The organism is Shewanella sp. UCD-KL12, assembly GCF_001957125.1.
In the GTDB taxonomy this organism is placed as follows: domain Bacteria; phylum Pseudomonadota; class Gammaproteobacteria; order Enterobacterales; family Shewanellaceae; genus Shewanella.
Genome location: NZ_MPHJ01000005.1, coordinates 196,830 through 209,827, shown reverse-complemented (window position 1 = coordinate 209,827; position 12,998 = coordinate 196,830). Strand labels below are relative to the sequence as shown.

At 43.9% G+C, this 12,998-nt stretch carries 10 protein-coding genes; 5 read left to right on the top strand and 5 right to left on the bottom strand.

Annotated features, from left to right (window positions below; genetic code table 11):
- Positions 1-6 precede the first annotated feature (6 nt).
- The 5 genes from hslU to priA form a co-directional block, all read right to left on the bottom strand.
- Positions 7-1,332: an ATP-dependent protease ATPase subunit HslU gene (hslU, locus tag BM736_RS11685; RefSeq protein WP_076412197.1), complete on the bottom strand. Its 1,326-nt coding sequence runs from the start codon at positions 1,330-1,332 to the stop codon at positions 7-9.
- Positions 1,333-1,406: 74 nt separating this feature from the next.
- Positions 1,407-1,931: an ATP-dependent protease subunit HslV gene (hslV, locus tag BM736_RS11680; protein WP_076412194.1), complete on the bottom strand. Its 525-nt coding sequence runs from the start codon at positions 1,929-1,931 to the stop codon at positions 1,407-1,409.
- 188 nt (positions 1,932-2,119) lie between these two features.
- Entirely contained in the window at positions 2,120-2,710 is a 591-nt protein-coding gene (locus tag BM736_RS11675; protein ID WP_076412191.1) for an SPOR domain-containing protein, read from the bottom strand.
- A 19-nt stretch (positions 2,711-2,729) separates the two neighbouring features.
- Complete coding sequence (gene argS / locus BM736_RS11670; protein ID WP_076412189.1) at positions 2,730-4,475, bottom strand: arginine--tRNA ligase; 1,746 nt, start codon at positions 4,473-4,475, stop codon at positions 2,730-2,732.
- A 170-nt stretch (positions 4,476-4,645) separates the two neighbouring features.
- Positions 4,646-6,841, bottom strand: a complete 2,196-nt coding sequence (priA, locus tag BM736_RS11665; RefSeq protein ID WP_076412187.1) for a primosomal protein N' — start codon at positions 6,839-6,841, stop codon at positions 4,646-4,648.
- Positions 6,842-6,942: 101 nt separating this feature from the next.
- Between priA and BM736_RS11660 the strand changes: the two genes are divergently transcribed.
- The 5 genes from BM736_RS11660 (at position 6,943) to csrD (ending at position 12,729) form a co-directional block, all read left to right on the top strand.
- The gene (locus BM736_RS11660) at positions 6,943-7,719 is read left to right on the top strand and encodes a hypothetical protein (RefSeq protein WP_076412185.1); all 777 of its coding nucleotides are present in this window, start codon (positions 6,943-6,945) and stop codon (positions 7,717-7,719) included.
- A gap of 143 nt (positions 7,720-7,862) precedes the next feature.
- The gene (rpmE, locus tag BM736_RS11655) at positions 7,863-8,075 is read left to right on the top strand and encodes a 50S ribosomal protein L31 (protein WP_076412183.1); all 213 of its coding nucleotides are present in this window, start codon (positions 7,863-7,865) and stop codon (positions 8,073-8,075) included.
- A gap of 188 nt (positions 8,076-8,263) precedes the next feature.
- Positions 8,264-9,127, top strand: coding sequence for a thermonuclease family protein (locus BM736_RS11650; protein WP_256717808.1), 864 nt, complete (start codon positions 8,264-8,266; stop codon positions 9,125-9,127).
- A 179-nt stretch (positions 9,128-9,306) separates the two neighbouring features.
- Positions 9,307-10,554, top strand: a complete 1,248-nt coding sequence (locus BM736_RS11645; protein ID WP_076412181.1) for a malic enzyme-like NAD(P)-binding protein — start codon at positions 9,307-9,309, stop codon at positions 10,552-10,554.
- 264 nt (positions 10,555-10,818) lie between these two features.
- The gene (csrD, locus tag BM736_RS11640; RefSeq protein WP_076412179.1) at positions 10,819-12,729 is read left to right on the top strand and encodes an RNase E specificity factor CsrD; all 1,911 of its coding nucleotides are present in this window, start codon (positions 10,819-10,821) and stop codon (positions 12,727-12,729) included.
- Positions 12,730-12,998: the final 269 nt, after the last annotated feature.

Genomic DNA, 12,998 nt, shown 5'->3' with positions numbered 1-12,998 from the left:
GTTAGGTTATAAAATAAATCGACTGAGATCTTCGTCTTGCACTAAATTATCTAAGTGATCACTTACATATTTAGCGTCGATAACAAAGGTACTACCAGATTTATCTGAAGCCTCGTAAGAAAGTTCTTCAGTTAGCTTTTCCATCACAGTATGTAAACGACGAGCACCAATGTTTTCAGTGCGTTCATTCACCTGCCACGCAGCTTGCGCTATGCTCTCAATCCCATCTTCAGTAAATTCAATTGTGACATCTTCGGTACCCATCATCGCTACATGTTGTTCAGTAAGTGATGCGTGTGGCTCTGTCAAAATACGCTTAAAATCATCTGCGGTAAGGGCTTCAAGCTCTACACGTATAGGTAGACGGCCCTGTAGCTCTGGAATAAGGTCTGATGGTTTAGACATCTGGAATGCACCAGAGGCGATAAACAGAATATGGTCAGTTTTAACCATGCCATGCTTAGTGTTAACCGTACAGCCTTCGACTAAAGGTAGTAGATCACGCTGTACGCCTTCACGTGAGACATCAGGACCTGAGCTTTCACCGCGCTTACAGATCTTATCTATCTCGTCTAAGAAGACAATTCCGTGCTGTTCTACGAGCTCAATAGCTTGCTCTTTTAGGTCGTCCTGATTAACAAGTTTCGCCGCTTCCTCTTCAATCATCAGCTTGTAGGCTTCTTTGATTGGCAGTTTACGACGCTTGCTATCACCAGGCCCCATGTTTTGAAACATGCTCTGTAGTTGGTTCGTCATCTCTTCCATGCCTGGAGGAGACATAATTTCGATGCCGACTTGAGGTGCTGAGACGTCAATCTCAATCTCTTTATCATCTAGCTGGCCTTCACGTAATTTTTTACGGAAGATTTGACGAGTACCGCTATCGTCTTTAGTTTCGCTGTCCCAATCCTCTTTAGGCTTAGGTAGCAGAGCATCTAAAATGCGTTCTTCAGCAGCTTCTTCAGCTTTGAATTTGCACTTTTTCATCTGCTCTTCGCGGGTCAACTTGATTGCTGAGTCCGTTAGATCGCGAATGATCTGTTCAACTTCTTTACCAACATAGCCCACTTCGGTGAATTTAGTTGCTTCAACCTTAATAAAAGGAGCCTTAGCAAGCTTAGCTAAGCGGCGAGCAATTTCGGTTTTACCGACACCCGTTGGGCCGATCATCAAAATGTTCTTTGGTGTGACTTCTTGACGCAGATCGCTATCAAGTTGCATACGGCGCCAGCGGTTACGCAGTGCAATGGCCACTGAGCGTTTAGCATTATGTTGGCCAATAATGTGACTGTCTAACTCATGGACAATTTCACGTGGAGTCATTTGAGACATATTCTTTCCTCATGCAATAGCATCAGTATAGAAATTAAGCCGCAACTTACGAATGTAAGGTTAGCGGCTCAAGATCAGTAGTTTAATTCTTCGATGGTTTTGAACTGGTTGGTGAACACGCAGATATCACCGGCAATGGTTAGCGATTTTTCAGCAATCTCTAACGCTGGTAGTTCAGTATTCTCGAGTAGTGCGGTGGCTGCAGACTGAGCGAAATTTCCGCCAGAGCCGATGGCAATAAGATCATTTTCTGGCTGCACGACATCACCATTACCGGTAATAATCAGTGAGCATTCGCTGTCAGCGACAGCTAAAAGTGCCTCTAACTTACGTAGCATTTTGTCACTACGCCAGTCCTTTGCCATCTCAACGGCAGCTTTCATCAGGTGTCCCTGATGCATCTCTAATTTGGCTTCGAAACGTTCGAATAAAGTGAAAGCATCGGCGGTACCGCCTGCAAAACCAGCTAGAACTTTATTGTGATATAGGCGACGGACTTTCTTAGCATTACCCTTCATCACTGTGTTACCAAGAGATACTTGTCCATCTCCGGCGATAACGACCTGGTTATTACGGCGAACTGATACGATTGTGGTCACGACTGAATCCTCTTCTCAAACCAACGAACTGGTGTTCGTCAGTGGGTGATAGAAGATATATGGGGGTGGTTCGATAAATATCAAGGAAAAGAGGGATAAAACTGCGTATAAGGTTTATGAGTGGAGGTATGAGGTGAGCTTGATTATTAATATCTAGAGCCTAGATGTAGGCTCTAGATACTTTTCGGTTAGCTTCCTTCCCAGAACCAGATCTGACAACCGTTCAAACCGCCTCTTTGAAGTACATGGCGATGTTTCTCTGCTGCACGTTTACGTTCATAGGGACCGAGCACTACTTTATACCAGATACCACTTTGACCTTTGACCTTGCGAACTTGGGCTTCCAGTCCCTGGAATGCAATCACCGCCTTCATCTGTTCTGCCTGTGATTCCTTTCTAAAGGAGCCACACTGCATCTGATAAGGGCGTGTTGGTTTTACCTCTTGTGGCACATCAACTTCGACCTGTTTATTTTCCAGCTCTTGCTGATAGGTCCACTCCTCTTTAGGCTTAGGCGGCAAAGCCTTAGGATCTTTCTTTACCGTAGGCTTAACTACTTTTTCAGTGACAGGGGCCTCAGTGGTAGCTGGGCTATCTGTGTTATCAGCGCTACCATTGATGCTCCATAGGAAGTAAGCAAAGCCAACCGTTAGTGCCGTTATCACTAATAATTTGATAAGAGGAAAGCCTTTGGGAGCAGGTGCTTGACTCTTTCTACGGCTTGATTTGGCCTGACCTTTCTTAGTGGGCTTTCTATTGGCGTAATCGCGACTTGTCATTGTATTGAAATACCGTTGGTTACATACGCTCTAAGGTTTCAATACCCAACAGATCTAGGCCCTGCTTCAGCGTTTTAGCTGTCAGTTGTGCGATCAATAGGCGGCTCTTTTTCTGCTCTTCAGTTTCAGCAGCGAGTACTGGACAAGCTTCGTAGAAACTAGAGAAAGCACCAGCAAGTTCAAATAGGTAACCACACATCGCATGAGGTTGGCCTTTAGCTACCATGCGAGTAAGCACTTCGCCAAACTGCGCTAGCTTATTGCCTAGCTCTTTTTCTTTGTCATGCTCTAGAACCATCTTAGCATCGCTCAAATCAATATCTGCAGCGCGCTTAAAGATACCTGCAACACGGGTGTAAGCGTAAAGTAGGTAAGGTGCAGTATTACCTTCGAAGCTAAGCATCTGCTCGAAGCTAAAGATATAGTCACTAGCACGGTTTTTAGAAAGGTCTGCATATTTAACAGAGCTAATGCCTACCACTTTAGCGATCTTCTCGAGTTCAGCTTCATCCATATCAGGATTCTTACTACGAACAAGTTCCAGTGCGCGAGTATCGGCTTCTGATAGCAGATCGACGAGTTTAACCACGCCACCAGAGCGAGTTTTAAATGGACGACCATCAGCGCCATTCATGGTGCCGAAACCCATATGTTCAAGGCTGAGCTCTGGGCGTACAAAGTTAGCTTTGCGCGCTAAGTTAAATACCTGCTGGAAATGCAGCGCTTGGCGAAGATCGACAAAATAGAGTGCGCGATCGGCGTTTAGTACGTTCGAGCGGTAACGCATCGCTGCCATGTCACTCGTTGCGTATAGGTAGCCGCCATCTGCTTTCTGAATGATCACAGGAAGAGGCTCACCCTCTTTGTTTTTAAACTCATCTTGGAAGACAACTTTAGCGCCGTTGCTTTCAGATAGCAGGCCTTGAGATGCGAGTTCGTTGACAACCTGTTCAAGGTCATCGTTATAAGCACTTTCGCCACGTACATCTGCACGTGTCAGGCTAACCCCTAAGCGCTCATAGACTTCATGACAATGGCTTAGCGAGATATCATTAAATTCACGCCACAGCTTATTGCAGTACTCATCACCAGATTGTAGAGAGACTACAAGTTTACGTGCGCGGGTTGCGAACTCTTCAGACTCATCGAAACGCACCTTGGCGGCACGGTAGAAGGTCTCAAGGTCGGAAAGTTCCATTTGAGCTTGCTCACCATTCTTAGCTCTAAGTTCTTCCATATAAGCGAGTAACATGCCGAACTGAGTACCCCAGTCGCCAACATGGTTTTGACGAATCACTTTATGACCTTGAAACTCAAGTGCACGGACGACACTATCACCAATAATGGTTGAGCGCAGGTGGCCCACATGCATCTCTTTGGCTAAGTTCGGTGAAGAGTAGTCCACTACAACCGTTTGTTGTTCTGGTTGCGTGATACCTAAATGTTCATCTTTTAACGCTGCCATTAGCTGGTTAGCTAATGCATTTTCGTCGATAAAGAAGTTAATAAAACCAGGCCCAGCAATCTCAACTTTTGCTACCTGACTATCTTGAGGCAAGTTGTCGATAATAAGCTGAGCAATATCTCTAGGATTCTTGCGAGCAACTTTCGTTAGCATCATCGCCAAGTTACTAGCGAAATCACCGTGGGTCTTATCTTTAGTTCGGTCCACCTGAATGCGAGCTTCAAAATCAGTTGGAATAACGTCCTGTTGTTTGAGGGCGTCTAGGGCTTGAATAAGTAAAGATTGAATATGTGATTTCATTGGCGTTTGCTTGGCACTTAAAGATGATTAAAAGATTAAGGGATAACCGCACATTTTAGCCGTTAGTGGCGGTCAATTGCTATCCTCAAAACCAATTTATTTGGTTAATTTTACTGGTTTCCTGCCTTTGTCTCGCTAGCGCTTTACAACTGTTCTCATTTTTCATCGATTTAGAGCAGATCTTGAGGATCTCTGTCTAGGCTCCAGCGACAGCGTTTAGCAAGTGGTAAGGCTTCAATACTAGGAAGAGCATGTTCGAAAGCTTGCTGCATCATGCTGCGAGATTTTGTCTGAAACATCAGTTGGCGACGGTACTTTCCAGCCTTTCTATCCATAGGGGCGGGCATGGGGCCAATGACTTCGCAGTCATCATTTTGTGGCAGTAGCTCTGCAACTTGTGACAGAAAGTTATCAGCATCTTGGGCCAAGTGTGCTTCAGCGCGCAGTAGCATCATATTCCAGGCCGGTGGTAACAATGCTTGCTGACGTTCATTAAGTTGACCACGGGCAAATTCACCATAACCTTTATGCATCAGCTCACGGAGTATGGCATTGTCCGCTTGGTGAGTTTGCATTAAAACTGTGCCAGGCTTTCTGGCGCGGCCAGCACGACCTGATACCTGAGTATAGAGTTGACCGAAGCGCTCCGGAGCCCTGAAATCAGCACTAAATAGTGCACCATCCACATCGAGGAGGCCGACTAAAGTTACATCGGGGAAGTGATGCCCCTTCGCCAGCATCTGGGTGCCAACTAATATTTTATACTCTCCTTTATGAATAGCGTTGAGGTGTCCCTCTAAAGCACCTTTTCGGCTGGTGGTATCTCTATCTATTCGTACAACAGGGTGTTTAGGGAACTCCTTCTCTAAGGCATCGGCAAGTTGTTCGGTTCCGACACCTTGGCCCATCAACATGGTACTGCCACAGTTGTGACATTGCCGTGGGATAGCATATTGATTGCCACAATGATGACAGCGGATCTCCCCGAGTGCTTGATGAACCGTGAAGAAGGCATCGCAGCGATCGCATTCATGCAAATGGCCACATTCATGACAAAGCAAAGCGGGGGCAAAGCCACGTCGATTGAGAAACAGTAATACCTGATTGCCAGCATCAAGGTGGATGCGCATCTCATTAATCAGCGCATGTGACAGGCCGGTTTTAAGGGGCTGGTTGCTGATATCTATGATGCCTTGTCGGACTTTTTCAGCGTTACCTGCACGCTGGCCTAAACTGAGGTGCTTATAACGGCCACTTAAGGCATTTTGCAATGTCTCTAGTGAAGGGGTTGCACTGCCGAGTATTACTGGAATATGTTCAAGGTGGCCACGCATAACTGCTAAGTCTCTTGCATGGTAGCCGACGCCTTCTTGTTGCTTAAAGCTAGCATCGTGCTCCTCATCTAAAATAATCGCTCCAGGGAATGCCATCGGCGTAAAAAGCGCAGAGCGAGTGCCAATAATTATGGCCGCTTCACCTGTTCTTGCCTGTCGCCAAGCTGCCAATCTTTGATTGTCTGTTAACCCTGAATGAATCACAGCCACTTTGACATTAAAACGACTCTTAAATCGGCTAATTGTTTGGGGAGTTAAGCCTATTTCAGGGACTAAAATCAGTGCCTGCTTGCCTTGCTTAAGAATTGATTCTAATAGGGCTAGGTAAACCTCTGTTTTGCCTGAGCCTGTAATGCCTTCAAGCAAGGTGGTGTTATAGCCAGATTGCTGGTTAAGCGTGGCTACGGCGATAGCTTGTTCTGGGTTGAGCGTGAGAGGATCTTCGCCTAAATCTAGCCCGTCTCTCCAGCTAAGATCTATTTGGTTAACTCGTTCCGTTTTTTCGATCCAAGCCTTGTCCTGTAAAGCTTTAACTGCTGATTTACTCAGCTCTGAGCTATTGAGCTCATCTTGGGTTACTTCACCTTTTAACAGATATTCCATCACCTTTTTCTGTGCATGGGCGCGTTTAAGTGTGTCGAGTGAAGCCTCTTTCCCTGCTGCTGTGACAGTCCAGTAAACTGTAGTTTCTGCACTGACTTGTGCACCTTTTCTTAGTGCCACTGGAATAGCCTGAGATAGCATCTGACCTAGACTGCAAAAGTAATACCTTGCGGCCCAAGCAGTAAGTTTATAAAGTGAATCAGGCAGTAAGGGGCTATCATCTAACAGTTCAATGATAGATTTTATCTGGTTAGGTGCTAAGTTACAGTTATCAGTTGTTTGCGTAACTAAGCCAATCAACTGCTGACGACCGAAGGGGACTTTAACCCTCGTCCCTCTTTGAGGTGCAGGTGTGATCGATTCAGGTACTTTATAACTGAAGTTTTGTCGCATGGGGACAGGAAGAGCAACCTCAACGAACAGGGGCATAAATGGACAGGCTTTATCAAAGGATGAAAGCAGTGTACCCAGCCAGTTTGTATAGGGCTACTTTTATCTATGAATATCAGTGTTGCAACGGGAAGGATTCAATGAAAAAAACTATAACCTTAATGATGCTTTCGCTAATGCTTATCTACCTGCCATCAGCTTCAGTGGCGGCCTCTTCAAAGGTATCCCATGTTAGTATTAATGCTCAGCAGTTTATCTTAGGGGGCTACCCTAAGATCAGGTTAAATATCGTCTCTCAGCATGAGAATTTAGACAAAATGCAGTTTGTTTTAACACAAGGCACCAGTGAAGAGAGGTTGATGGTTAAGCCTATCAATAACTTTCTGCTACTCGTAACAGGTGTTGAAGATGTGGTGGATCCTGATGCAATGCTTGTGATTAGAGAGTATAGAGTTAATAAGTGGCGAGACATAAAATCATTTGAACTGTTTAAGGGGCAAGAGTTATCGCCTGAGCTTGCCACTCGCTTAGCTTCTAATGTTGCAGCTGAAAAAAAGCTTGTGCAACAACATAATATTGGGGCTGTTAACTCTGACGCCTCCAAGTCTGATAACTCCGTGGTGCATACTCAGCAGCAGATATCTGATGAATATCGGGGGGCCTTAGTGGATGATTCTTGTACGCTGAACTATACCTCAGATATGACCTTGTGGCGGATTGGTACTCAGCAATCAAAGGCGTGGGGGATTAGTACTTATGGTGCAATACTCGCTATTTTTGAAGCCAATAAGAAGGCTTTTTTAAAAGGGCGTATAGATAGCCTTAGAGCGGATGTGCCGTTATTGTGTCCCTCTTTAGCGTTAAGAGATAAATACGCTGACAGCAAAGTCGCAAAGGCGGCTTTCGAGGCTCTATAAAATAGTTATTTCTGCTGAGATTTTACGCTTGCAACTACTATCTGACTGCTGTAATATTCTGCGCCTGAATATTTTATTAACATCATGTGGTGTCCAGCTTCGGGTTGGGAGAGCGACATGGCCTTCAACTTGAGGTAATCCCAATGAAAACAGGCATTCATCCTGAATACGCAGAAATCACTGCAACTTGTACTTGTGGTAACGTGATCAAAGTAAATTCAACTGCAGGTAAAGCTCTGCACTTGGACGTATGTGGTTCATGTCACCCATTCTACACTGGTACACAGAAAGTTGTGGACACTGGTGGACGTATTGACAAGTTCAACAAGCGCTTCGGTGCTCTTGGTAAGAAGTAACTTTTACTTAAAAGTATTCTATACCGAACTAAAAGGTGCCTACATGGCACCTTTTTTGTGTCTGAAATTTATCTTGTGTAACTATATTAGAGCAATAGCAAAGGTGTCGTCTTAGGTATGGCACCTTTTTTGTTTTCTACGATAGCTGTTATATTGTTACTTCTCCCTCCTAATATAAGGCTATGCAGATGCAGCCCATAAATGCTTTATCTGTTGTCAGTCTGGTTTTGCCACGAGACATGCTATTAAAGCTTAGACTTTTCCCCTTAGTCGCTATGTCGATACTTGTAAGCTTTACTTTAGCTGCAGCGCCACTTGAGGCAAAAGCCTCTAAGCCGATTAGCCATTGTATGGCGCCTAAGTACGATGAGCAGGTTGAGCTAGAGTATGTCAATGACGGAGATACTCTGACCCTGAGTGATGGACGACTTGTACGTCTGATCGGCATCGACTCACCTGAGGTCGATTTTCAATATCCAGAACTGTCTGAACCTTATGGGGATGAAGCAAGGCATTTTTTACAGAAGTATCTGCATCCTGGGCAGGAGCTCTACCTCTCTTTTGATCAAAAGAAACTCGATCCTTTTGGGCGAACTTTAGCTTATGTCTATACCTTAGAGGGGGAGCACCTTCAAGAAACTATGCTAAGTAGAGGGTTTGCAAAGACTCGGGTCTATCAGAATGATTACTTCTGGCAATGCCTTAATGATGTAGAGCTCATTGCGCGTGATAAAAAGAGGGGGCTTTGGTCTCATCCTGACTATCAAGCAAAAACTGTGGGTGAGTTATCGAGAGAAGATCGTAATCGTTGGCGAGAGGTAAAGGGTGTAATCACTGGATATGAAAGAAAAGGCCAACATTTATGGTTAATTATGGATAACAAATTCTATATTGGTATACCTAGGGAAGATTATAGTAAGTTTAGCAACATTTTGAACCTTAACTTGCTAGAAACCCCAGTTATTGTGCGTGGTTCGTTGTATTATTCCTACAAAAAGTGGCAGTTGATTAGCTCTCATCCATCCCAGATAAGTTTGCAAAATAGGCCTTAGAGCAATAGTTGCAGACTTTAGTTGAATTTTACTAATATCTTGTTTAAATAGTGTGACATTTCGAGTATCGTAGCGACTTTAGTCGGCCAAGAATAATCGCTTGCAAAAAGTGAACCTCTGGATGAGCTAAAACAGACCTTATTGAAAAGTTAACTCGACGCATTTTCAGGATTAAAAAAATGTCAGATTTTCGCCAACAAGCCCTTGATTACCACGAATTCCCTGTACCAGGAAAAACCGCTGTTAGCCTAACTAAGCCAGCTGATACCAGTATGGACCTAGCCCTTGCATATAGCCCAGGTGTAGCCGAGCCGGTTCGTGAAATCGCTGCTAACCCTGATGATGCTTATCGCTATACAGCGAAAGGTAATACCGTTGCAGTTATCTCTAATGGTACTGCTATTTTAGGCTTAGGGAATTTAGGGCCGCTAGCATCTAAGCCTGTAATGGAAGGTAAAGCATTACTGTTTAAGCACTTTGCTAACATCGACGCTACAGATATTGAAGTTAAGCACCGTACCGCTGAAGAGTTTATCAATACTGTTGAGGCGATTGCTGATACGTTTGGTGGCATTAACTTAGAAGATATTAAAGCGCCTGAATGTTTTGAGATTGAAAAAGCACTTATCGAACGTTGTAGTGTCCCTGTTTTCCATGATGATCAACACGGCACTGCGATTGTGACTGCCGCAGGTATGATCAATGCGTTAGAGATCCAGGGTAAGAAGATTGAAGAGTCAATCTTTGTCTGTATGGGCGCAGGTGCTGCAGCTATTGCATGTATGACTATGTTGGTTAAGTGTGGCGTTCAACGTGAAAATGTTTATATGCTTGATAGAAAAGGGGTGATCCATACGCGCCGCGAAGATATCAATGAATATAAAGCCTTGTTTGCCAACAACACCGATAAGCGTACGCTGCAAGATGTAATTAAAGGCGCAGATGCATTTTTGGGGCTATCAGGTCCTGATGTTCTTGCTGCTGAAGATGTGGCACTAATGGCCGAAAAGCCAGTTATCTTTGCTTGCTCAAACCCAGATCCTGAGATTCGACCTGAAGTCGCTCATGATGTTCGTAAAGATCTGATCATGGGAACTGGACGTAGTGATTACCCTAATCAGGTAAACAACGTACTTTGTTTTCCATTTATCTTCCGCGGTGCATTAGATGTACGCGCTGCTAAGATTAATGATGAGATGAAAATTGCTGCCGTTCATGCGATTGCTGCACTGGCTAAAGAGGAAGTGCCTACATCGGTACTCGAAGCATACCCTGATGTGAGCGCATTAAGTTTTGGTCCTGACTATGTCATTCCAAAGCCCATGGACCCTCGCTTACTTTCAAATGTTGCTAAGGCTGTAGCGCTAGCAGCAATTGAGTCAGGTGTTGCCGCTATTACTGAGTTACCAGAAAATTATATGAGCTAATTTTTTAGCTTGATATCTGAAAGGGGCCTAAGGCCCCTTTTTTATTTTGAAATTTAATTAACCCTCTATCGCACTTTTTTAATTGTAGATAGCAAGATTTGTTTGTATTGTTGAATTTTAGTTTGGCTCCATTTTGAGCTCTTTGATTTTTGTTTAATCTCTATTGAGCGCCATTACGACTTACTACAAATCGAGAACGGCGCTTTGTCCCATAAGTGTGTTTTCGAATTTAATAACAATAATAAATTCTGCGGGAAGCGGATAATGAAACTAACACGAATTTTAACGAATAAGTTAACCAGCTTTTGGCTACTCTCTCTTGCCGCTGTAGCGTTTATATTTTTGCTGATCGCCTTTGTCGGCTTTACTCAGTTAACGTACAAGTTTCAGCAACAAAAAGTGACTGAGCTTGAGTCAATGCTGGTGCATCACTATGAGCTTGATGACAGTCAATCACTTGCTACTTGGTTACCATCTATTTTGACCGCGTATAACACTGTAAGCTTAAAGGTGAGTTCTAAGGGGGGAATACTCTACGAGTATCAGGCCGATGAGCCCTCTACGGCTGGTGTAGCCTATGAAAGGATGCTGCTTAAAGAGAGCGGCTTAATGCTTGAAGTCACTTTACCTCCCCCATTTCAGCTCTACGCATTATCTTGGTATGAACTTTTAATTTTGGTGATTGGCGTTACCTCGATTGCACTTTTTGTTCGTTTTGGACTGAAGTGGCTATCTAATGAGCTTCAGGGGATTGAAGATCTCGCATTGCGGAGCAAGCTTATTTTAGAAAATGATTACGAGAGGGCTTTAGCTGAGAGAGGAGATGGCAGACCAAGAATGATCAACCGCGCTTTAACTCACCTGCTGCTTGAGCTCGATGACGCAGAAAAGCAGCGAGCTAGATTCGATCAATTTATCCGCTCAAATACCTTTTTAGATCCTGAAACTGGCATAGGAAATCGATTATTTCTAAAAAACCGTCTCGATGCTTTGAGTAATGACCGTGGCATGATGGCCCCCGGGGTGCTGTTTTTGCTCGAGATGGAGGATATGGATCTGCTAGTGCAAGAGTTAGGTGATGACTCTATCGACGAGATGCTACATCAGACCATCAGTGATATTAACCAGATATTAGACAGCCAGGCAAACAGCATATTCTCTCGTCGTTCCTTTAATCAATTTGCTATCGTCGTGCCTCAAATTTCGCTAAAAGATGTTGAAAAATTAGCAGCTAAATTATTAAGGGCATGCTTAAGTCAAACCGTTCCAGAAACAGATAATAGTGAGGACTTTTTCCATATTGGCGCGGCATACTTTAAAGTGGGTGATAGCAAGGAGCAGCTATTAGAGGAGGCTGAACGCGCACTAAGGGCTGCTCAGTTCCAAGGTACTAGTGGCTGGTTTATGTATGATAAAGGTGCTGTAGATGAGGAGCTGGCAAAAGGCTCAGTTAGGTGGCGTAGCTTCCTAGAATATGCATTGGTTAATCGACGCTTGGTGGTTTTTTCCCAACCTGTTGTCGACAGTGATATGCAGACCCAACACCTTGAGGTTTCAAGTCGAATTAGAGATAACCGCAATAACCTAATCAGGGCAACCTTATATATTCCTATGGCCATTAAGTGTGGCCTAACACCTCAGTTTGAACGTCAGGTTATCGAAACCGTACTATTTGATTTGCTCTCTGGTGGTAAAGATACAACCACAAAATTTAGTATTAATCTGAGCTTAGACACCTTGTTAAGCCGTGCGTTTATTCGTTGGCTTAAGACCACGTTATTAGAATATCGTCATTTGACTCCTAGACTTATTTTCGAGGTCAATGAGGATATTGTTGTTCACAATCAAGACAAGCTAAAAGCAAGACTAGATATGATCAGAAAGATGGGGGCGAGCTTGTGTGTGGATAGAGTTGGCCAGCAAGTGGTGAGTACTCAGTATATTAAAGAGTGCCATTTTGATTTTATTAAGTTACATCGCTCTGTTGTGACTCAAATTCACCTAAGGCAAGAGAATCAACTATTTGTGCGTAGTCTTATTGGGGGGCTATATCGAACTGACGTGCAAGTTTTTGCTGAAGGGATAGAGTCTTTTGAGGAGTGGCAAACATTAAAAATTCTTGGTGTGAGCGCCGGGCAGGGCAGTTTATTTAGCGATCCTGTTGAAGAAGTTTGATTTAATTTTCGCTTTTTACATTCCACTGATAGTGAATGATGTCTGCTAACAAAGGTATTGCTAATGTTGATGTTATGAATGAATTTGAAGCCAGTATAGTGCAAATCACTAGCAGTTAGTTTCCAATGTGTATTTTTTCTATAAAATTAGAAGATTAGCCGCTACAATAAGTGTAAGAAATTTGACGCTTTATTAGAAAGCGTAATCGAAGTCGTAGCTCGCTGCTACTTCATCCGGCCAAGTAACCGTTTTGGCTTCCTGACAGCCCA

What these genes read in the sequence shown, in the direction of transcription:
- hslU (WP_076412197.1), bottom strand. Translation starts at nt 1,332, where the DNA reads ATGTCTCAAATGACTCCACGTGAAATTGTCCATGAGTTAGACAGTCAC.
- BM736_RS11675 (WP_076412191.1), bottom strand. Translation starts at nt 2,710, where the DNA reads ATGACAAGTCGCGATTACGCCAATAGAAAGCCCACTAAGAAAGGTCAG.
- argS (WP_076412189.1), bottom strand. Translation starts at nt 4,475, where the DNA reads ATGAAATCACATATTCAATCTTTACTTATTCAAGCCCTAGACGCCCTC.
- priA (WP_076412187.1), bottom strand. Translation starts at nt 6,841, where the DNA reads ATGCCCCTGTTCGTTGAGGTTGCTCTTCCTGTCCCCATGCGACAAAAC.
- BM736_RS11660 (WP_076412185.1), top strand. Translation starts at nt 6,943, where the DNA reads ATGAAAAAAACTATAACCTTAATGATGCTTTCGCTAATGCTTATCTAC.
- rpmE (WP_076412183.1), top strand. Translation starts at nt 7,863, where the DNA reads ATGAAAACAGGCATTCATCCTGAATACGCAGAAATCACTGCAACTTGT.
- BM736_RS11650 (WP_256717808.1), top strand. Translation starts at nt 8,264, where the DNA reads ATGCAGCCCATAAATGCTTTATCTGTTGTCAGTCTGGTTTTGCCACGA.
- BM736_RS11645 (WP_076412181.1), top strand. Translation starts at nt 9,307, where the DNA reads ATGTCAGATTTTCGCCAACAAGCCCTTGATTACCACGAATTCCCTGTA.
- csrD (WP_076412179.1), top strand. Translation starts at nt 10,819, where the DNA reads ATGAAACTAACACGAATTTTAACGAATAAGTTAACCAGCTTTTGGCTA.